Source organism: Dyella sp. SYSU CM1112, from assembly GCF_058216415.1.
The window spans coordinates 445,897-464,975 of sequence record NZ_JBZEGI010000001.1; the positions used below are offsets into that span (position 1 = coordinate 445,897).

The window sequence follows — 19,079 nt, forward strand, 5'->3', positions numbered from 1 at the left end:
GCATTGATGGCACCATTTCGTTTTTCCTCGATGGACTGCGCCTTTACATGACTCAATCGTCTGCATCGCTCGCCTTTGTTTTTCCCGGTCAGGGTTCACAATCGGTAGGTATGTTGGCCGACTTGGCGGCTGACCACGTCGAGGTAAAAGCAACGTTCGATGAGGCCTCGCAAGGCGCTGGTATCGACCTCTGGATGCTCAGTCAGCAAGGGCCGGAGGAAGCGCTTAATCGCACGGAGAACACGCAGCCGGCTTTGCTGGCGGCGAGCGTGGCAGTGTGGCGTGTGTGGCAAAAGCGCGGTGGTACACAGCCGGCCCAGCTGTCCGGTCATAGCCTGGGCGAATACAGTGCCTTGGTTTGTGCGGGTGCTTTGTCACTGCATGATGCGGCCGCCTTGGTGGCTGAGCGCGGACGTCTGATGCAGGCCGCAGTGCCGCCCGGCGTAGGCGCGATGGCTGCCATTCTTGGCGGTGACGACGAGCAGATTGCCGCCGTGTGTGCCCAGGTGGCGCAAGATCAGGTCGTTGCGCCGGCCAATTACAATTCTCCGGGACAACTGGTCATCGCGGGCCATGCCGAGGCGGTGGACAGGGCGTTAGCAAGGCTTGCCGAGCTTGGCGTGAAGAAGGCGGTCAAGCTTGCTGTCTCCGTGCCATCGCATACGGCGTTGATGCGGGAAGCAGCAGACAAGCTGGATGAGCGCATGAGCACCGTCGCATGGCAATTGCCAGCCATTCCGGTCGTACAGAATGCGGAAGCGCACAGTTACGCTTCAGTAGAAGATATTCGCCGCGCACTGCAACGTCAGCTTTATCTGCCCGTGCGTTGGAGTGAGTGCGTGCAAACCCTGCTTGCGGGTGGGGCTACTCGCGTCGCAGAGTGCGGTCCCGGCAAAGTGCTGGCGAGTTTGATCAAGCGTATCGACAAGAGTGTGGAAGCACGCGCGATCGGTGCTCCTGCCGAACTTGATGCGGCCTGTAGCGATTGGGCCTAAGCCTTCTCTTCATCTCGAATCGCTTCATCGAAAGGCGTTGAAGACATGACTACATTGCAAGGTGACATTGCATTAGTAACCGGCGCGAGCCGTGGTATTGGCGCCGCCATTGCCAATGAGCTGGCAGCCATGGGGGCCACCGTCATCGGTACGGCGACCAGCGAGGTTGGTGCTGCGGCCATCGAAGAACGTCTTGCTCCGCATGGCGGGCATGGACGTGTCCTCAACGTCACCGACGCAGCAGCCGTGGAGGCGCTGGTCGATGACATTACCAAGCAGCATGGCTCGATTTCCATCCTGGTCAATAATGCGGGCATCACGCGCGACCAGCTTCTGATGCGCATGCGTGATGAGGACTGGCAGGCGATCATCGATACCAATCTCACCTCGGTCTATCGTATGTCCAAGGCAGTGATGCGAGGCATGATGAAGGCACGCAAAGGACGCATCATCTCCATCGCTTCGGTGATTGGCCTCACCGGCAACCCCGGGCAGGCCAATTATGCGGCTGCAAAGGCCGGGATCATTGCGTTCTCCAAATCACTGGCGCGCGAGATCGGCTCACGCGGCATCACCGTCAACGTGGTGGCGCCGGGCTTTATCGATACCGACATGACGCGAGGGTTGCCTGAGGAATCCAGGCAGGCGCTGCTTGGCCAAATTGCCTTGGGTCGCCTCGGTGAAGCGACCGATATTGCCAAGGCCGTCGGCTTCCTCGCTTCACCGGCGGCGGCCTATATCACCGGTGAGACTTTGCACGTCAATGGCGGCATGTACATGCCCTGAGAGTGCGAGAATGGCTCTGGCACTGGGTTGTGGATGATTTTCGCGTTTGAAACCCCGGGGCTTGAACTGGAGCCGCATGAGCCATAAAGAAGTCGTCACGGCCCCCGTTTTAGGGGACAATTGATTTTTACGCCAGTGGGAATCCGGCGATGGCTGCATTCCTGGCATATAATTGGCGGCTTCGCGGCTTAGCCACTACAATGCCGCAGACTTTGCCGGCGACAAACCGGCAAGACAGACATATCCCTTGGGAGGCAAAGGCAACATGAGCACCATCGAAGAACGCGTCAAGAAAATCGTCGTCGAGCAGCTTGGCGTAAAGGAAGATGAGGTCAATCCAAACTCTTCGTTCGTAGACGACCTGGGCGCGGATTCGCTGGACACGGTCGAGCTTGTGATGGCGCTCGAAGAGGAATTCGAAACCGAAATCCCCGATGAGGAAGCCGAGAAGATCACCACCGTGCAGCAGGCTGTTGATTACATCAAGGCCCACACCAAGGAATGATCCGCGTGGTGGAGCGGGCGTACCGCGTCCCATGCAGCACGTAGCGATAAACCGGAATCTGCGCCATCTCGGCGCAGTTTTCGTTTCTGCAATTTGCAACGTCCGATCCCGTATGGTGTGCGGGGTCGGCGCGCATCGCGATGTACGGAAAGTGATGCCTCGCGGCTGATCCTTCCCGAACCAGCAAGGAATTCGATCCATGAGCAAACGACGTGTGGTAGTGACCGGCATGGGCATCATTTCGCCGGTTGGCAACGACATCGCCACCGCCTGGGACAACGTCCTCAAGGGTGTCAGCGGCATTGGCTCGGTGACGCATTTTGATGCCTCGGGATACGCCACGCGTATCGCCGGAGAGGTGCGTAACTTCGATCCAGCGCAGTGGATAGCGCCGAAAGATGTGAAGAAGATGGACCCGTTCATCCACTACGGTATTGCCGCAGGTACCCAGGCTTTGCGCGATTCTGGATTGGAGATCACGGAAGCCAATGCACCACGCATCGGCGTGGCGGTTGGTGCCGGCATCGGTGGTCTCAATACCATTGAGGACACCTCGATCGAATTGCATGAAAAAGGTCCCCGCCGGGTTTCGCCGTTCTTCGTGCCCAGTTCGATCATCAACATGGTTTCGGGCAATCTGTCGATCATATTTGGTCTGAAAGGCCCCAACATTGCATGCGTTACGGCATGCACCACGGCCACGCACAATATCGGCCTCGCCGCGCGCATGATTCAGTACGGTGATGCTGATGCAATGCTTGCCGGTGGTGCCGAATTTGCCACCACCGGTACGGCCATGGCCGGATTCTGTTCGGCGAAAGCCATGTCTACGCGCAACGATGAGCCACATAGAGCAAGCCGGCCATGGGATAAGGATCGCGACGGATTTGTGCTATCTGACGGCGCGGGCGTACTGGTTCTCGAAGAGTATGAGCATGCCAAGGCCCGCGGTGCGCGCATCTACGCCGAGCTGGTTGGTTTCGGCATGAGTGGCGACGCCTATCACATCACCGCTCCAAGCGGCGAGGGCGCGGAGCGGTGCATGCGAAACACGCTGCATGACGGCGGCCTCAATCCGGAGCAGGTTCAATACATCAATGCACATGCCACATCCACGCAGATTGGGGATACCGGCGAGGTTGAATCAATCAAGAAGGTATTTGGCGACCATGCGTACAAGTTGCCGGTGAGTTCGACCAAATCGGTGACGGGACATCTGCTCGGCGCGGCAGGTGGCGTGGAAGCGATCTTTACCCTTCTTGCCATGCGTGATCAGGTATTGCCGCCCACCATCAACCTCGACGAACCTGGCGAGGGCTGCGATCTGGATTTCGTGCCGAACACGGCGCGCGAAGCGAAGATCGATGTGGCTATCTCCAACTCGTTCGGTTTTGGCGGCACTAACGGTACGCTTGCTTTCCGTCGCATCTAGTGAGTGGTGTAACGCGTACGCTTGTCGGCCGGCGCGATTTACTCGCGCCGGCCGCTGCATTTCCAGGGCGCTACCCGGCATTGCTGGAGAGCGTGACGCGGGGCAGTGCGCATGCTCGCTACGACATTCTTTTCGCGTTCCCGGAATCCACGCTCACTTTGACCAGGGAGGGTTTGACTGGAGCGATCGACGAAGCTGCTCCCGCCGATCGCTTTCTTGACGCACTCGATGCAGCCTGGCGTAAAGAGCGGTTGCCGCATGAACGTGATGACGAACTTCCGTTTCATGGCGGCTGGGTTTTACTGCTGTCCTACGAACTTGCTGCCGAAATCGAACCCACGCTTCGGCTGCGTCACGCTTCGCAACTTCCATTGGCTTTGGCCATACGTTGCCCCGCAGCCATCATTGTCGATCATGTAAGCGAGCGCACCATCCTGATTGCCGAAGCAGGGCGAGATGACTTGCTTGAGGCCATGCAGGCCGATCTTGAATCGGTGCCACGGATTCCGAACCTGGCTGCACCAGTGCGTATCGATGAAGATTCGCCATCGCTGTTTTTGGATGGTGTGGCGCATATTCACGAGCACCTGCGTGCGGGTGATGTGTTTCAGGCCAATCTCTCGCGTGCTTGGCATGCGCATTTTGCCGAAGAGCCATCCGCCGCCAGTCTTTACGCAGCATTGCGTCGGGCCAATCCCGCCCCTTTTGCCGGTCTGCTGCAGCAGCAAGACTGGGCAGTAGTCAGTTCATCGCCCGAGCGGTTGATCGAAGTACGTCGCGGGGTGGCGCAAACCCGTCCCATAGCCGGTACGCGGCCGCGGGAAGTCGGTGACGATGATGTGGCCCGCATTCGTGAATTGACTGCACATCCGAAAGAACGTGCCGAACATGTGATGTTGATCGACCTGGAGCGCAATGATCTTGGCCGTGTCTGCAAGCCAGGTACGGTTGAAGTGAATGAGTTGATGGTGGTTGAAAGTTATACACACGTGCATCACATCGTTTCCAATGTGCGTGGCCGGTTGCGTGACGGCATCACGCCGGGCGAAGTGATTGCCGCGACGTTTCCAGGCGGCACCATCACCGGATGTCCTAAAGTGCGCTGCATGGAAATCATTGCGGCGTTGGAGCATGTGCCGCGTGGTGCGTATACCGGTGCACTGGGCTATCTGGATCGCAATGGCGACCTTGATTTGAACATCCTCATACGCACACTCACATTGAGTGGCAAAGAAGTAAGTTTGCGTGCGGGTGCGGGTATCGTGGCCGATTCAGATGCACAGAAGGAATTGGCAGAGACACGCGCCAAAGCCAAGGGCATGCTGCGGGCGCTGGAGTCAGCTGACTGATGATGCTGATCAATGGCCAGCCTGGCGATAGCATCTCGGTCCTGGATCGCGGACTCGGCTACGGCGACGGTTTGTTCGAAACTATTCGTTTTGTCGGAGATCGCGCCCCGCTCTGGACCAGGCATATGCAACGTTTGGCTGCCGGTGCCGGACGTTTGCGCCTCCCGATGCCGGATTCTCAGCAATTATGGCGAGAGTCGCAGCATGTCATAGGTGGCCAGTCGCAGGCGGTGGTGCGCATCACCTTGACTCGCGGCCTCGGGGCACGAGGCTATGCACCACCGGCGAAACCCGAGGTTACGCGCATTGTGGCGGCTTTCCCCATGCCGTCGATACCCGCACGTCTGTCTACCGATGGTATTCGAATGTATCGATGCGAAACCCAGCTGGGGGATCAGCCACAGTTGGCCGGCATCAAACATCTCAATCGATTGGAGCAGGTGTTGGCCCGTGCCGAATGGAACGATCCGGACATCGGCGAAGGATTGGTCTGCGATGCGCATGGCAATGTCATTTCAGCGACGGCTGCCAACCTTTTTGCAGTGGTCGACGGCGCGCTGCTGACACCAGCAGTGAATCGATGCGGCGTGGCGGGGGTCGCTCGCGCAGCCATACTGGAGGTATTTCCTCATTGTGAGATCAGGGATCTGCCGCTTCAGGATTGCCTGCGTGCTTCCGAGCTCTTCCTGAGCTCCAGCGTTCGCGGCATTCTGCCTGTTCAGGCCGTGGGCGATACCGTATATGTTCCTGGCCCGGTCGCTCGCGCTATGCAGCAGTACTGGCGCGATCTTGGATTCCCGATGGAGCAGGCATGAATCAACGTGGTTCACAACTGGGGCGCCTGTCGTGGCGTCTCCTGCTGTTGATAGCGTTTCTGGCGTTTGCAGGCGCTGTTGGATGGGCCTGGCGTGACTTTGCGCGATTCGCCACAGCCCCGCTGCATGTGAGTGCATCCGGAGAAAGTATCGACATCGGCCGAGGCACCAGTTTCAAAGACATTGTGCATCAGCTGCGTGGGCAGGGACTGACTACGTCTTCTCCGCTGTACTGGCGCCTGCTTGCTGAACGCATGCGTGTTGCCGGGCGTCTGCACGCGGGCGAATACGCGATCACGCCCGGCATAACGCCCCAGGAACTGCTGACGCATATGGCACAGGGCAAAGTGTTGCAACGCGACGTCACCCTTGTCGATGGGTGGACCTTCCGCGACGTATTGCAGGCTCTAGCCAGGGCGGACAAGTTGAAGCACGACACGGCAGGGCTCAATGACATCACGATCATGCAGAAAATCGGCGCGCCGGGAGAAAACCCGGAGGGGCAGTTTCTGCCGGAAACGTATGCGTACGTAAAGGGAGACAGCGATCTGGATGTGCTTCGGCGTGCACATGAGGCGATGACCAAGACGCTTTCGGCCTTATGGGCGCAACGCGCTCCGAATCTTCCGTTGACGACGCCTTATCAGGCTTTGATTCTCGCCTCCATCATCGAGAAAGAAACTGGCCGCCCGGATGAGCGCGCACGCGTTGCCGGCGTATTCATCCGTCGCCTGCAAAAGAACATGTTGCTGCAAACCGATCCGACGGTGATCTATGGCATGGGGGCCAGCTATACAGGCACGATCCACAAAAATGACCTGACCACCGACACCCCCTATAACACCTATACCCGCCCCGGCTTGCCGCCGACGCCTATTGCGATGCCCGGCAAGCCTGCCATCGAGGCGGCTCTGCATCCTGCGCCCGGCGACGACCTCTACTTTGTTGCAAGGGGTGATGGTACACACGCCTTCGCCAGTACACTGGAAGAGCAGAACCGGAACGTGGCCTGCTATCAACGAAAGCAATGCCGATGAATCGACGCGGACGTTTCATTTCTCTCGAAGGTGGCGAAGGGGCGGGCAAGAGCACATTGCTGGCCGGGTTGCATGATCATTTATCGCGACGCGGAGTGAATCTGCTACAGGTTCGCGAGCCCGGCGGTACGCGCCTGGGCGAGGCCATTCGCAGCATCGTGCTCGATCCTGCCCACCCTGACATCAGTGCGGAAAGCGAACTGCTGTTGATGTTCGCAGCGCGCGCGCAGCTGGTTCGAGAGCGCATGCTACCCGCGCTGAATAGGGGCGAATGGGTGCTCTGCGATCGGTACGTGGACGCCAGCTACGCCTATCAGGGCGGTGGACGCGGTCAGCCCTTCGAGCGGATTGCTGCGCTGGAACAATGGGCTTGTGAGGGTTTGAAGCCGGACCTCACCTTGCTGCTCGACTTGCCCGTGTCGACCGGGCGTGCACGGGCGGCTGGCCGCGGCGCAGCCGATCGCATCGAAACCGAAGCGGATGCCTTCTTCGAACGGGTGCGCCGCGCGTACCGCCAATGTGCCGAAGCGGAACCGCAACGTTTCCATGTCATCGATGCCAGTCAGTCGCCGGACGCGGTGTTGAAGGCCGCGATCGCTGCAGCAGAACACTTATTCGAGGCCACGCCATGAGTATCCCGGCATGGCATGTCGATCATTGGACGCGCCTGCAAGCGCGTCGTGAGCGCGATGCATTGCCTCACGCGTTGCTGCTGTGTGGTTCGCGTGGTCTGGGGAAGCGTGATTTTCTTCGTCGTTTCGTACGCGGTTTGCTGTGCCAGCATCCACAGGGTGGCGATGCTTGTGGCACCTGTCGCAGCTGCCTGCTGTTCGATGCGGGCACTCATCCCGATTACGTGTCCTTGAGCTATGGCTTGCGCAAGGACGGCGTGCAGCGCTCGGATATCGTGGTCGATCAGATTCGTCATCTCTCGTCCCGGCTTGCTACGGCGAGTCAATTTGGTGGCTGGCAGATTGCCAGCATTGATCCGGCTGACGCGATGAACGCGGCGGCGGCCAATGCACTATTGAAAACGCTGGAGGAGCCGGCGTCGCAAACCATGCTGATTCTGGTGGCGGACGCACCATGGCGCATGCCTGCCACCATTCGCAGCCGCTGCCAGCGGATCGATTTTCAGGTTCCCGTGCGCGAAGAATCGCTCGCGTGGTTGCAGCAGATCGGTGTGCGCGATGCGTCCTCCGCGTTGGATGCAGCTGCGGGAAACCCGGGGCTTGCGCGGATTTGGGCGGAGCAGGGCGCATTGGCGCAGCGGCAAGAGGTGCGTAAGGATCTTGCGGCGCTGGCTTCTGGCCGTGGTGATGCGATGGACATGAGCAAGCGCTGGCTTGACGATGTGCCGGAGCAGCGCCTGTGGTTTGCGGCACAGGCTGCCGCTGATGAGATGCGTGCCCGTGCCGTGGGCCAGAACGGTCCTTTATCTAGCGCTTTTGACGACGAAGAGTTGGTGGCGTGGTACGAGACAGCTAATCGGACGCGCGAAGCTTTGCGTGGTCCGCTGCGAGGGGATTTGTTGTTGCTGGAGTTGCTGGGGCGCTGGCGCTAATGCCGCCGCTGCCCCTCTCCAACCGGACCCGGCTCCTTATCGTGGCGCCGCATCCGGATGACGAGACATTAGGGTGTGGGGTCCTGCTTCAGCAGGTGCTGGAGGCAGGAGGAGAGATTCGCCTTCTGCTTATGACGGATGGTGATAACAATCCCTGGCCGCAGCGTTATTTGGAGCACCGCGTCGTCATCGATGAGGCCTCACGGCGGCGTTGGGGTGAGCGGCGGCGAAGGGAAGTGGTGGCGGCGATTCACCACCTGGGTGCCGCCGCTTCCATCTTGCACCCGTTGGGTTGGCGAGACATGGAGATAACGCGCAGGATACGCGACGATTTGGCAGGATCGGTGGCGACTATGCGTTCGGCCATCCAGGCGTTCCAGCCAAATCTCGTCTGTTGCCCGGCTTTGCGCGATAGCCACCCGGATCATGGTGCCGTGCACGTGCTGTGCCGCCTGGCGTTGGCCGAGGCGAACCTCACGACGCTACTTTTGGCCTACCCAGTGCATGGGGCCATAGATGCAATGGTTTACCCATTCGTGGTGCATGCCAGGGAGGATCAGCAGCAACGCAAGCTCGATGCCATGGCCATGCATAAAACCCAGATGGCGTTAAGCGGGAGTCGAATGAGGCGCCTGGCCCAGGTTCCGGAGCATTACCAACGCGTTGAGGCGTTTAACGGGGAAGGGATATTGCCTTGGCGACCGCCGATCTTTCTGCAGCCATGGCTGCGTCTGTTGGTGGCGAGTTCTTCGGGAAGCAGGGAGTGGCCCTGGCGAGAGGCGCCGATTTGCCCGGATTCAGATGGCAGATATCGGTTGCGAGGCGTAGAGGGGAGTCATGAATCAGGTCAGGTTTTCGCCAAGCTCTATCTGTCCTGGCCTTCGCCCTGGATTTTTGATCACTGGGGCTGGCACACGTTGTGATTGGGTTTCGACGACTGAGAAAAGCGTCTTTGCGCGTAGCTTGCGGCATAGGTAGGATGGGATTCTCTATCTCGGCCGACGGCGTCGTACGACAGGAGCAGGCATGAGCCCGGTAGCCGCCCGTCAGGGCATCATCTCATTGAAGTTCAAGGATACGGCTGCGCTCTATGGTGCCTACATGCCGTTCCTGAAGCACGGCGGCCTGTTCGCACCCACGGCTCAGCGTTACTCGCTGGGTGACGAAGTCGTGCTTTTGATCAGCCTGATCGACGAAAGCGAGCGTCTGTCCGTAGCGGGCAAGGTGGTCTGGATTACGCCGATCGGTGCACAGGGTAATCGCACTGCCGGGATTGGCGTGCAGTTCAATGATTCCTCGGATGGCGAAGCGGCACGAGGTCGCATCGAGGCATTGCTCGCGGGTGCATTGGGGTCCGAGCGAGCGACACAGACGATGTAATGACGCTTGCCTCGCGTGCATTAATTTCCTGTGGCAGCGACCAAACACATCATCTGGAAACAATCGAGGCTTACGCCTTGGCAATCCATGCAAGAAATATCCCATGGTGCGCCACACAAGGCTTGTCGGCGCACCCATGCCAACTGATACAATATCCCGATTGCCGGGCTGACCCGGTGAATTGTCGGACATCCTGCATGGGCTATTGGCATGCAGAGCTGGCCAACCGCTGATCAAAACTTCCGGACCGTTCTACCCCGACGGTCGCTGATGCACTCGCGTAGTGCGGAGGTAAGTTAAACCGTGCTTGCCGAATATTGGCCCGTTCTCCTGTTCCTCGGCGTTGCCGTTGGATTGGGCATCGCCCTCCTGACGATCGGCCTGCTGGTCGGTCCCCGTCGCCCGGAATCGGAGAAACTTTCGCCGTACGAGTGCGGCTTCGAGGCCTTCGAGGATGCGCGCATGCAGTTCGACGTGCGCTATTACCTCCTTGCCATCCTTTTCATCATTTTCGATCTGGAAATCGCCTTCCTCTTTCCATGGGCGGTGGTGTTCCAGCACATCGGCATTGTCGCGCTGATTGAAATGGCGCTGTTCTTGCTGTTGCTGGTGATCGGTTTCGCGTACGTGTGGAAGAAGGGAGCACTGGAATGGGAGTGATCTCCGCCATTGATCGGGTGATGCACAACCCGCAGCCGTTGAACCTGGTGGACGATATCTTGCGTCCGGCCGGCGACAATCCCGTCATCCAGCGTGGCTTCGTCACTACCAGCGTTGATGCGCTGATGAATTGGGCGCGCACGGGTTCGATGTGGCCGATGACTTTCGGTCTTGCTTGTTGCGCCGTAGAAATGATGCATGCCGGTGCGGCACGTTTGGATCTGGATCGTTACGGTGTCATTTTCCGCCCGAGCCCGCGCCAGTCCGACGTGATGATCGTGGCAGGCACGCTGGTCAACAAAATGGCGCCGGCGTTACGCAAGGTCTATGACCAGATGCCTGACCCGAAGTGGGTGATCTCCATGGGCAGTTGCGCGAACGGTGGTGGTTACTATCACTACTCCTATTCGGTTGTTCGCGGCTGCGATCGCATCGTGCCGGTGGATATCTACGTGCCGGGCTGCCCGCCAACGGCCGAGGCATTGATCCACGGCATCCTGCAGTTGCAGAAAAAGATCCGTCGCACCAGCACCATCGCGCGTTCCTAAAAGGCGCAGTCAGTCATGAGCGAAACGCAAACAAACTCGCTGGCCGAGCGGCTTGCCGCGCGATTCGGCGATCTGCTGAACATTACGGTCGCCAATGGCCAGGCCACTGCGGAAGTGGATGCTGCGCATCTGTTATCCGTGGCGACATCCCTGCGCGACGAGCCTGGTTTTCGTTTTAGTGAGGCGGTCGATTTGTGCGGCGTCGACTATCTCGGCTACGGCCAGAGCGAGTGGGATACGAAAGACGTTTCCGGCAACGGTTTCTCGCGCGGCGTTGAAGGGGAGGCAGTGGGTCGCTTCACCTGGAAAGATCGCCCGCATGCAGATTCGATGCCGCGGCGCTTTGCTTCGGTGTTCCATCTGCTGTCGATCGAATTGAATCAACGTCTGCGCGTGCGAGTGTTTTGCGACGACAACACGCTACCTGTCATTCCGTCACTCACCAGCATCTGGCCTGGCGTGAACTGGTTTGAGCGCGAAGCGTTCGATTTGTTCGGCATCATCTATGAAGGTCATCCGGATCTGCGCCGTATCCTTACGGACTACGGTTTCGTCGGTCATCCTTTCCGCAAGGACTTCCCGCTGATCGGCAACGTGGAAGTTCGTTACGACCCTGAGCAAAAACGAGTGGTCTACGAACCGGTTTCGATCGAACCGCGCGTACTTGTGCCGCGCGTGATCCGCGACGACGCCGATCTGATTCAGGCCAAGGCGGAAGCCGCCGACCACTGGCGGGAGAACTGAGTATGTCCGCGCAAGAAATCCGCAATTACACAATGAACTTCGGCCCGCAGCATCCCGCCGCGCACGGTGTGCTGCGTCTAGTGCTGGAGATGGATGGTGAGACGATCGTACGTGCTGATCCGCACGTGGGTCTGCTTCACCGCGGCACCGAAAAGCTCGCGGAATCCAAGCCGTTCAATCAATCGATCGGCTATATGGATCGTCTCGACTACGTGTCGATGATGTGCAACGAGCACGCCTATGTGCGTGCCATTGAAACCCTGCTGGGTATCGAAGCGCCGGAGCGTGCGCAATATATCCGCACGATGTTCGACGAGATCACGCGCCTCCTCAATCACCTGATGTGGGTGGGTTCGAATGCACTCGATCTGGGTGCGATGGCGGTATTCCTATACGCCTTCCGCGAGCGCGAAGAGCTGATGGATTGCTATGAGGCTGTTTCCGGCGCGCGCATGCATGCGACGTACTACCGTCCTGGCGGCGTCTACCGCGATTTGCCGGGCAGGATGCCGCAATATCGCGAGTCACCGTGGCACAAGGGCAAGGATCTGAACCGCCTGAACACCTGGCGCGAAGGTTCAATGCTCGATTTCCTCGATGCATTCACCGCCGATTTCCCCAACAAGGTGGATGAGTACGAGGAACTGCTCACCAATAACCGCATTTGGAAGCAGCGTACGGTTGGTATCGGCGTGGTCTCGCCCGAATTGGCCCAGCAATGGGGCATGACTGGCGTGATGTTGCGTGGATCGGGCATTGCATGGGATCTGCGCAAGAAACAACCGTATGCGAAATACGCTGATGTTGATTTCGACATTCCTGTCGGGGTGGGTGGCGATTGTTACGATCGTTACTTGGTGCGTATCGAGGAAATGCGGCAGTCCAATCGCATCATCAAACAATGCGTGAACTGGTTGCGTGCAAACCCCGGTCCGGTAATGGTGGAAAACTTCAAGGTCGCGCCGCCCAAGCGTGAAGCCATGAAGGAAGACATGGAAGCATTGATCCATCACTTCAAACTCTTCACCGAAGGTTATGGGGTGCCTGCCGGCGAAACCTATGCAGCGGTCGAAGCACCCAAAGGCGAATTCGGTTGCTATCTGGTTTCCGACGGCGCTAACAAGCCTTTCCGCGTGCATTTGCGTGCACCGGGTTTTGCCCATCTGTCGTCGATGGACACCATCGTGCGCGGCTACATGTTGGCCGACGCGGTCGCCGTCATCGGCACCTATGACCTCGTGTTCGGCGAAGTCGATCGCTGAGCCCGGAGGAATGTAACTATGAAAGCGACCGGAAATTACGAGCAGGTCAAACACGTCGACCCGCTCGTCGTGCTTACCGAGCATACGCGTCATCACATCGATCACTGGCTTACAAAGTTTCCGCCGGACCGCAAGCGCTCTGCGCTGATCCAGGCGTTGTTCGCCGCGCAGGAGCAGAACGAGGGTTACCTCACCGACGAATTGATCACCGCAGTCGCCAAGTACATCGATGTACCGGCGGTGTGGGCATATGAGGTGGCCAGCTTCTACTCGATGCTGGAAACCCGTCCGGTGGGTCGCAACAACGTGGCCATCTGCACCAACATCTCCTGCTGGCTCCATGGTGCGGAAGACCTCGTGCGTCATTGCGAGAAAAAACTGGGTATCAAGCTCGGTGAGAGCACTCCGGATGGGCGCGTCTACCTGAAGCAGGAAGAAGAATGCATCGCTGCGTGCGTCTACGCACCGGCGATGACGGTCAATGGTCATTACCACGAGCATCTCACGATCGAAAAGGTCGATGAGATTCTCGACGGTCTCAAGTAAGGGAGGAGGGCCTGCCTATGGGTTCCCAGCAGTCCGCGTTGCTTCGCAGCCACCGCCATGCGGCAGTGCGTGGCATAGGGCAGGGTGGCTACTTGGTCAAGCCGCGCGCCGCCGCATGGCGGTGGCTGCGAAGCAACCCTTCGGGTCGGGTCTGTTTGCCCGCAATCCGGCGTCATCACTCAGTCGTGTATCGACATACACCCCTTCGTTCTTCCTTGGCTTGCGCGCAAACAACTCCCGGCGCGGGCTACTGGGAATCCATAGGCAGGCTCTAAAATGGCAGTCGGACCCGCACCCCAGGAACATCAGGTTGTCTACACCACGTTGCATTTCGACAAGCCGTGGTCGCTGGATAGCTATCAGCAAGTGGACGGCTATAAGGCATGGAAGAAGATTCTCGCTGAAAAGCCGGATCCCGCATCGATCGTTGATATCGTCAAGAACAGCAACTTGCGCGGCCGCGGCGGCGCAGGCTTCCCTACCGGCCTGAAGTGGTCCTTCATGCCGAAGGGCAATATGCAGAAGTACATCCTCTGCAATTCCGACGAATCGGAGCCCGGTACGGCAAAGGACCGCGACATCCTGCGTTACAACCCGCACTCGGTCGTCGAAGGTCTGGCGATTGCTTGCTATGCCACCGGTTCCACCGTGGCCTATAACTACCTGCGAGGTGAGTTCCATCACGAGCCCTTCGAACATTTCGAAGAGGCACTGAAGGAAGCTTACGCGGCGGGGCTGCTTGGAAAGAATATCCAGGGCAGCGGCATCGACGTGGACATCTACACCGCGCTCGGTGCTGGCGCCTACATCTGCGGTGAAGAAACCGCGCTGATGGAATCGCTGGAAGGCAAGAAAGGACAGCCGCGCTTCAAGCCGCCGTTCCCGGCGAACTTTGGTCTATACGGCAAGCCCACCACGATCAACAACACCGAAACCTATGCGTCGGTGCCGCCGATCCTGCGCAACGGTGCCGATTGGTTCCTCAATCTCGGCAAGCCGAACAACGGCGGTCCGAAGATTTTCTCGGTATCCGGCCACGTCAACAAGCCGGGTAATTACGAAATCCGTCTCGGCACGTCCTTTAGTGATTTGCTGGAGATGGCTGGTGGCGTGCGCAACGGCAACAAACTCAAGGCGGTGATCCCGGGCGGTTCATCGATGAAGGTGTTGCCTGCGGACATCATGATGGAATGCACTATGGACTATGACAGCCTGCAAAAGGCAGGTTCGGGTCTGGGTTCGGGTGCAGTGATCGTGATGGACGAAACTACTTGCATGGTCAAGGCCTGTCATCGCATTGCGCGGTTCTACTTCAAGGAATCCTGCGGTCAGTGCACGCCATGCCGCGAGGGTACCGGTTGGATGTATCGCGTGCTCTCGCGCATCGTTGAAGGTAAGGGCACACAGGATGATCTGCATCGCCTGAAGGCCGTCGCCGGGCAGATCGAAGGCCACACCATTTGTGCGTTCGGTGAAGCTGCAGCGTGGCCGGTGCAGGGCTTCCTGCATCACTTCTGGAATGAATTCGAATATTACGTGCAGCACGGCCGGTCGATGACCGAAGACCGGCTTGCCGAAACCCGTGGAGTTGCTGCATGAGTGCGCAGCCAGCCAATACAGCGCCCGATCTGGTGAATATCGAGATCGATGGCAAGCCGACGCAGATCCGCAAGGGTGCCATGATCATCGAGGCGGCCGACAACGTTGGTATCGCCATTCCGCGTTTTTGCTATCACCGCAAGCTTCCCATCGCCGCCAACTGCCGCATGTGCCTGGTGGATGTGGAAATGGGCGGACGCATGATGCCGAAGCCGCAGCCTGCCTGCGCCACGCCGGTGGCTGAGGGCATGAAGGTCATTACGCGTTCCGACAAGGCGTTGAAGTTCCAACGCGACGTGATGGAATTCCTGCTGATCAACCATCCGCTCGATTGCCCGATCTGCGATCAAGGCGGCGAGTGCGAGCTACAGGATGTCGCGCTCGGGTATGGCCGCAGCGTATCTCGCTATACCGAGCGCAAGCGCACCATCGCCGATGAAAATCTTGGCTCGCTGGTCGCTACCGAGATGACTCGTTGTATTCAGTGCACGCGCTGCGTGCGCTTCACCAGCGAGATCGCCGGCACCTACGAACTCGGTGGCATGAGCCGCGGCGAGAATCTGCAGATCGGCACTTACATCGGCAAGGCGCTCGAGACCGAGCTGTCCGGTAATGTCATTGATGTGTGCCCGGTCGGCGCGTTGACCAACAAGCCGTTCCAGTTCAAGGCGCGTGCCTGGGAACTGATCGCCAAGCCGTCGATCGCCTATCACGATGCACTCGGGTCCAACCAATGGCTGCACACGCGCCGCGGTGAAGTGCTGCGCACGGTGCCGCGCGACAACGAAGCCATCAACGAATGCTGGCTGTCTGACCGCGATCGCTACAGCCACGAAGGCCTGTACGCTGCCGATCGCGTGCGCACGCCGGAAGTGAAGCGCCAAGGACAGTGGCAGAAAACCACTTGGGAGGATGCGCTTGCGGTCGCGGTGGAAGCTTTGAAGAGCATTCCCGGCAGTGATCTCGGCGTATTGGTCCACCCCTCGACGACCAGCGAAGAGGGTGATCTGCTGGTGCGCCTGGCGCAGGGCCTGGGCAGCGCGCACATCGATCATCGCCTGCGTCAGCTGGACTTTGCCGACAATGCGTCGGCACAGCCTTTCGGCATGTCCGTGGCGGAGGTGGAGAAGGTGAAGGCGGCCCTGCTGGTCGGTTCAGACCTGCGCTACGAAATGCCGTTGCTCAATCACCGCGTGCACAAGGCGGTGAAGAAGGGGGCCAAGGTTTACGCGGTCAATCCGGCCGAGTTCAACTACAACTACAAGTTGGAAGGCGAAGCGGTCGTTCCTCCGCATTATCTGGTCGATTCGTTGTTGACGCTTGCCAAGGCAGCGATCGAAGCCGGCGCCACGCAGCCGGGCTTTATCAGCGATGAAGCCCTGGCATCGCTGCAGGTGACGGACAAGGCCCGCGAATCGATTGGCGCACTTAAATCCGGTCAGGCTGTGGTGATCGTGGGTGAAGCTGCCGTGACCCATCCGGAGGCTTCGTGGCTGCGTGCTATAGCGCACTTCATCGCTGAGGCTACGGGTGCGGCTTACAACGAACTGCCGGTGGGTGCCAATGCAGTTGGTTTGGCCAGGGTTGGTGTGCTGCCACGCAACGGTGGCTTTAACACGCAGGCTATGCTGGCTCAGCCGCGCAAGGCTTACATTTTGTACGGCCTCGAATTCCCGCACGATTTTGCCGATGGTGTCGCGGTGACCAACGCCTTGCGCGGTTCGCAGCATGTTGTTGCGTTCAGTGCCTTTGCCAATCCTGCTTTGCGTGATGTGGCGGATGTGATCCTGCCCATCGGTTTGTTGCCGGAAATCGACGGCAGCCTGATCAATGTGGATGGTCTCCTGCAGCATGTTGAGCCGGGGGCGAAGGCGCCTGCCGAAGTTCGCGCCGGCTGGAAAGTGCTCCGTGCTTTGGGCGGCCTGATGAATTTATCTGGCTTTGAGTTCGATGACATGGCCGGTCTGCGTGATGGCATCGTCGAGCGTAAGCCTGCGACCACGCAAGGACTGGCAGGGCGTGGAACCGCACAGGGGTTAAGCCGCTTGGCGACGTGGCCGATTTACCGCAGTGATGCCGTCCTTCGCCGCGCCAGCGCATTGCAAGCTCATCCGCTTAACCGGGGGCCTGCCGTCCGCTTGAACGCCCACGAGGTCCAGCGCCATGGTTTGGCGGAGGGTGGCCAGGTCAAGCTTGCCGACGTCGTTCTGCCGCTGGTCGTCGATGCGACGGTTCCTGACGGTGCCGTGTGGATCGAGGCTTCCCATGATCAGACCGCGATGCTGCCGCCGTATGGTGCGGCCATCATCTTGAGCAAGGCGTAATCCATGGCCGATCAACTTCTCAATCAGCTCGTCTGGCCGCTCATCTATACACTCTGCGTTGTTCTGCCGCTGGTCATCACGGTAGCGATGTATGTGTACTGGGAACGCAAGATCATCGGCTGGATGCATGTCCGCATGGGGCCGAACAAGGTCGGCCCACTCGGATTGCTACAGGCTTTCGCCGACGTGGTGAAGCTGCTGGTCAAGGAAGTGATTCTTCCAACCAGTGCGAACAAGTTCCTGTACTACCTCGCGCCGATGATTGCGCTGGTGCCTGCGCTGGCCGCCTGGGCGGTGATTCCGTTCGGCGACAAACTGGTGCTTTCCAACGCCAACGCCGGCTTGCTCTATCTGCTGGCCATGACCTCGATTGGCGTGTACGGCATCATCCTCGCGGGCTGGGCGTCGAATTCCCGTTACGCTTTGCTGGGCGCCATGCGCTCTGCAGCGCAGGTGATCTCCTACGAACTCGCCATGGGTTTGTGCCTGGTATGCGTGCTCGTGCTGGCGGGTAGTTTGAACCTCACCGATATCGTCCATGCTCAAGCGGGCAACAAAGGGCTGTTCGATTGGTTCTGGCTGCCGCTGCTGCCTGTATTTATCGTCTACTTCATCTCGGGCGTCGCCGAAACCAACCGCGCTCCTTTTGACGTGGCGGAAGGCGAGTCGGAAATCGTGGCAGGCTTCCACGTCGAGTATTCGGGTTCAGCCTTCGCGCTATTCTTCCTGGCTGAATACGCCAACATGATCCTGGTCTGCTTCCTGGCGTCCATTCTGTTCATGGGCGGCTGGCTGAGCTTCTTCCCGGCGAGCTGGGGTGTGATCGGGCATCCAAGCATCATCTGGCTGCTCATCAAGGTATTCCTGTTCGCTAACCTGTTCTTGTGGTTCCGTGCCACTTTCCCGCGCTATCGCTACGACCAGATCATGCGCCTGGGCTGGAAGGTGTTCATACCCATTACCATCGTCTGGGTTCTCGTTGCCGGCTGCATGAAGTACTACGGTCTGGTTCACATCGGCACGGGAGGCTGAAGAAAGCCATGTCTCGCGTTACCAACTATTTCAAAAGCCTCTTGCTTATCGAGCTGCTCAAGGGCATGGCGCTGACACTTCGCTACTTATTTAGTCCGAAGTACACCATGCGCTATCCCATGGAGCACATTCCCAAATCCAACCGTTTCCGCGGTCTGCACGCGTTGCGCCGTTACGCCAATGGCGAGGAACGCTGCATCGCGTGCAAATTGTGCGAGGCGGTGTGCCCCGCGCTGGCGATTACCATTGATTCGGCACCTCGAGCCAGCGACGGTCAGCGCCGTACCACGCGCTATGACATCGACTTGTTCAAGTGCATTTACTGCGGCTTCTGTGAAGAGAGTTGCCCGGTGGATTCGATCGTCGAAACGCATGTGCACGAATACCATTTTGAGCATCGCGGCGAGAACGTGGTGACCAAGCCGCAACTGTTGGCCATCGGCGACCGCTTCGAGGCGGATATCGCGGCGGCCCGCGCTCAAGACGCGGCCTATCGCTGAG

At 59.0% G+C, this 19,079-nt stretch carries 20 protein-coding genes; all 20 read left to right on the plus strand.

The window, feature by feature from the left end; all coding sequences use genetic code 11:
- The first annotated feature begins 47 nt into the window (after positions 1 to 47).
- Positions 48 to 995, plus strand: a complete 948-nt coding sequence (gene fabD / locus AC4HNJ_RS02250) for an ACP S-malonyltransferase (protein ID WP_490477887.1) — start codon at positions 48 to 50, stop codon at positions 993 to 995.
- 45 nt (positions 996 to 1,040) lie between these two features.
- The gene (gene fabG, locus AC4HNJ_RS02255; RefSeq protein ID WP_490477888.1) at positions 1,041 to 1,781 is read left to right on the plus strand and encodes a 3-oxoacyl-ACP reductase FabG; all 741 of its coding nucleotides are present in this window, start codon (positions 1,041 to 1,043) and stop codon (positions 1,779 to 1,781) included.
- Positions 1,782 to 2,046: 265 nt separating this feature from the next.
- The gene (acpP, locus tag AC4HNJ_RS02260) at positions 2,047 to 2,286 is read left to right on the plus strand and encodes an acyl carrier protein (RefSeq protein ID WP_284322995.1); all 240 of its coding nucleotides are present in this window, start codon (positions 2,047 to 2,049) and stop codon (positions 2,284 to 2,286) included.
- A gap of 199 nt (positions 2,287 to 2,485) precedes the next feature.
- The gene (fabF, locus tag AC4HNJ_RS02265) at positions 2,486 to 3,718 is read left to right on the plus strand and encodes a beta-ketoacyl-ACP synthase II (RefSeq protein ID WP_490477889.1); all 1,233 of its coding nucleotides are present in this window, start codon (positions 2,486 to 2,488) and stop codon (positions 3,716 to 3,718) included.
- Complete coding sequence (locus AC4HNJ_RS02270) at positions 3,718 to 5,067, plus strand: aminodeoxychorismate synthase component I (protein ID WP_490477890.1); 1,350 nt, start codon at positions 3,718 to 3,720, stop codon at positions 5,065 to 5,067. The genes fabF and AC4HNJ_RS02270 overlap by 1 nt, the downstream gene beginning before the upstream one ends.
- Positions 5,067 to 5,882 (plus strand): aminodeoxychorismate lyase, encoded by an 816-nt coding sequence (gene pabC / locus AC4HNJ_RS02275; protein ID WP_490477891.1) that lies wholly within the window; start codon positions 5,067 to 5,069, stop codon positions 5,880 to 5,882. Before AC4HNJ_RS02270 ends, pabC begins: the two co-directional genes overlap by 1 nt.
- Positions 5,879 to 6,919, plus strand: a complete 1,041-nt coding sequence (mltG, locus tag AC4HNJ_RS02280; protein WP_490477892.1) for an endolytic transglycosylase MltG — start codon at positions 5,879 to 5,881, stop codon at positions 6,917 to 6,919. Before pabC ends, mltG begins: the two co-directional genes overlap by 4 nt.
- Positions 6,916 to 7,551, plus strand: a complete 636-nt coding sequence (gene tmk, locus AC4HNJ_RS02285) for a dTMP kinase (RefSeq protein ID WP_490477893.1) — start codon at positions 6,916 to 6,918, stop codon at positions 7,549 to 7,551. The genes mltG and tmk overlap by 4 nt, the downstream gene beginning before the upstream one ends.
- Positions 7,548 to 8,483 carry a DNA polymerase III subunit delta' gene (gene holB, locus AC4HNJ_RS02290; protein ID WP_490477894.1) on the plus strand — a complete coding sequence of 312 codons (936 nt, stop codon included), beginning with the start codon at positions 7,548 to 7,550 and terminating at the stop codon, positions 8,481 to 8,483. The genes tmk and holB overlap by 4 nt, the downstream gene beginning before the upstream one ends.
- A complete protein-coding gene (locus AC4HNJ_RS02295; protein ID WP_490477895.1) occupies positions 8,483 to 9,406 on the plus strand; it encodes a PIG-L deacetylase family protein in 924 nt (307 codons plus the stop codon). The genes holB and AC4HNJ_RS02295 overlap by 1 nt, the downstream gene beginning before the upstream one ends.
- 103 nt (positions 9,407 to 9,509) lie before the next feature.
- A complete protein-coding gene (locus tag AC4HNJ_RS02300; protein ID WP_490477896.1) occupies positions 9,510 to 9,863 on the plus strand; it encodes a PilZ domain-containing protein in 354 nt (117 codons plus the stop codon).
- Between the two features lie 303 nt (positions 9,864 to 10,166).
- Positions 10,167 to 10,523, plus strand: coding sequence for an NADH-quinone oxidoreductase subunit A (locus tag AC4HNJ_RS02305; RefSeq protein WP_490477897.1), 357 nt, complete (start codon positions 10,167 to 10,169; stop codon positions 10,521 to 10,523).
- Complete coding sequence (locus AC4HNJ_RS02310; RefSeq protein ID WP_490477898.1) at positions 10,514 to 11,071, plus strand: NuoB/complex I 20 kDa subunit family protein; 558 nt, start codon at positions 10,514 to 10,516, stop codon at positions 11,069 to 11,071. Before AC4HNJ_RS02305 ends, AC4HNJ_RS02310 begins: the two co-directional genes overlap by 10 nt.
- Positions 11,072 to 11,086: 15 nt before the next feature.
- Positions 11,087 to 11,815: an NADH-quinone oxidoreductase subunit C gene (locus AC4HNJ_RS02315; protein WP_490477899.1), complete on the plus strand. Its 729-nt coding sequence runs from the start codon at positions 11,087 to 11,089 to the stop codon at positions 11,813 to 11,815.
- Positions 11,816 to 11,817: 2 nt separating this feature from the next.
- Complete coding sequence (locus AC4HNJ_RS02320) at positions 11,818 to 13,077, plus strand: NADH-quinone oxidoreductase subunit D (RefSeq protein ID WP_490477900.1); 1,260 nt, start codon at positions 11,818 to 11,820, stop codon at positions 13,075 to 13,077.
- Positions 13,078 to 13,095: 18 nt separating this feature from the next.
- Positions 13,096 to 13,623, plus strand: coding sequence for an NADH-quinone oxidoreductase subunit NuoE (gene nuoE / locus AC4HNJ_RS02325; RefSeq protein ID WP_490477901.1), 528 nt, complete (start codon positions 13,096 to 13,098; stop codon positions 13,621 to 13,623).
- A 276-nt stretch (positions 13,624 to 13,899) separates the two neighbouring features.
- A complete protein-coding gene (gene nuoF / locus AC4HNJ_RS02330) occupies positions 13,900 to 15,222 on the plus strand; it encodes an NADH-quinone oxidoreductase subunit NuoF (protein WP_490477902.1) in 1,323 nt (440 codons plus the stop codon).
- Positions 15,219 to 17,546, plus strand: coding sequence for an NADH-quinone oxidoreductase subunit NuoG (gene nuoG / locus AC4HNJ_RS02335; protein ID WP_490477903.1), 2,328 nt, complete (start codon positions 15,219 to 15,221; stop codon positions 17,544 to 17,546). Before nuoF ends, nuoG begins: the two co-directional genes overlap by 4 nt.
- 3 nt (positions 17,547 to 17,549) lie before the next feature.
- Entirely contained in the window at positions 17,550 to 18,578 is a 1,029-nt protein-coding gene (gene nuoH, locus AC4HNJ_RS02340) for an NADH-quinone oxidoreductase subunit NuoH (protein WP_490477904.1), read from the plus strand.
- An 8-nt stretch (positions 18,579 to 18,586) separates the two neighbouring features.
- Entirely contained in the window at positions 18,587 to 19,078 is a 492-nt protein-coding gene (gene nuoI, locus AC4HNJ_RS02345; protein WP_490477905.1) for an NADH-quinone oxidoreductase subunit NuoI, read from the plus strand.
- Position 19,079 lies beyond the last annotated feature (1 nt).

What these genes read in the sequence shown, in the direction of transcription:
- pabC (WP_490477891.1), top strand. Translation starts at nt 5,067, where the DNA reads ATGATGCTGATCAATGGCCAGCCTGGCGATAGCATCTCGGTCCTGGAT.
- fabG (WP_490477888.1), top strand. Translation starts at nt 1,041, where the DNA reads ATGACTACATTGCAAGGTGACATTGCATTAGTAACCGGCGCGAGCCGT.
- fabF (WP_490477889.1), top strand. Translation starts at nt 2,486, where the DNA reads ATGAGCAAACGACGTGTGGTAGTGACCGGCATGGGCATCATTTCGCCG.
- tmk (WP_490477893.1), top strand. Translation starts at nt 6,916, where the DNA reads ATGAATCGACGCGGACGTTTCATTTCTCTCGAAGGTGGCGAAGGGGCG.
- holB (WP_490477894.1), top strand. Translation starts at nt 7,548, where the DNA reads ATGAGTATCCCGGCATGGCATGTCGATCATTGGACGCGCCTGCAAGCG.
- AC4HNJ_RS02300 (WP_490477896.1), top strand. Translation starts at nt 9,510, where the DNA reads ATGAGCCCGGTAGCCGCCCGTCAGGGCATCATCTCATTGAAGTTCAAG.
- mltG (WP_490477892.1), top strand. Translation starts at nt 5,879, where the DNA reads ATGAATCAACGTGGTTCACAACTGGGGCGCCTGTCGTGGCGTCTCCTG.
- nuoE (WP_490477901.1), top strand. Translation starts at nt 13,096, where the DNA reads ATGAAAGCGACCGGAAATTACGAGCAGGTCAAACACGTCGACCCGCTC.
- AC4HNJ_RS02310 (WP_490477898.1), top strand. Translation starts at nt 10,514, where the DNA reads ATGGGAGTGATCTCCGCCATTGATCGGGTGATGCACAACCCGCAGCCG.
- nuoI (WP_490477905.1), top strand. Translation starts at nt 18,587, where the DNA reads ATGTCTCGCGTTACCAACTATTTCAAAAGCCTCTTGCTTATCGAGCTG.
- AC4HNJ_RS02295 (WP_490477895.1), top strand. Translation starts at nt 8,483, where the DNA reads ATGCCGCCGCTGCCCCTCTCCAACCGGACCCGGCTCCTTATCGTGGCG.
- AC4HNJ_RS02320 (WP_490477900.1), top strand. Translation starts at nt 11,818, where the DNA reads ATGTCCGCGCAAGAAATCCGCAATTACACAATGAACTTCGGCCCGCAG.
- nuoH (WP_490477904.1), top strand. Translation starts at nt 17,550, where the DNA reads ATGGCCGATCAACTTCTCAATCAGCTCGTCTGGCCGCTCATCTATACA.
- fabD (WP_490477887.1), top strand. Translation starts at nt 48, where the DNA reads ATGACTCAATCGTCTGCATCGCTCGCCTTTGTTTTTCCCGGTCAGGGT.
- AC4HNJ_RS02315 (WP_490477899.1), top strand. Translation starts at nt 11,087, where the DNA reads ATGAGCGAAACGCAAACAAACTCGCTGGCCGAGCGGCTTGCCGCGCGA.
- nuoG (WP_490477903.1), top strand. Translation starts at nt 15,219, where the DNA reads ATGAGTGCGCAGCCAGCCAATACAGCGCCCGATCTGGTGAATATCGAG.
- acpP (WP_284322995.1), top strand. Translation starts at nt 2,047, where the DNA reads ATGAGCACCATCGAAGAACGCGTCAAGAAAATCGTCGTCGAGCAGCTT.
- nuoF (WP_490477902.1), top strand. Translation starts at nt 13,900, where the DNA reads ATGGCAGTCGGACCCGCACCCCAGGAACATCAGGTTGTCTACACCACG.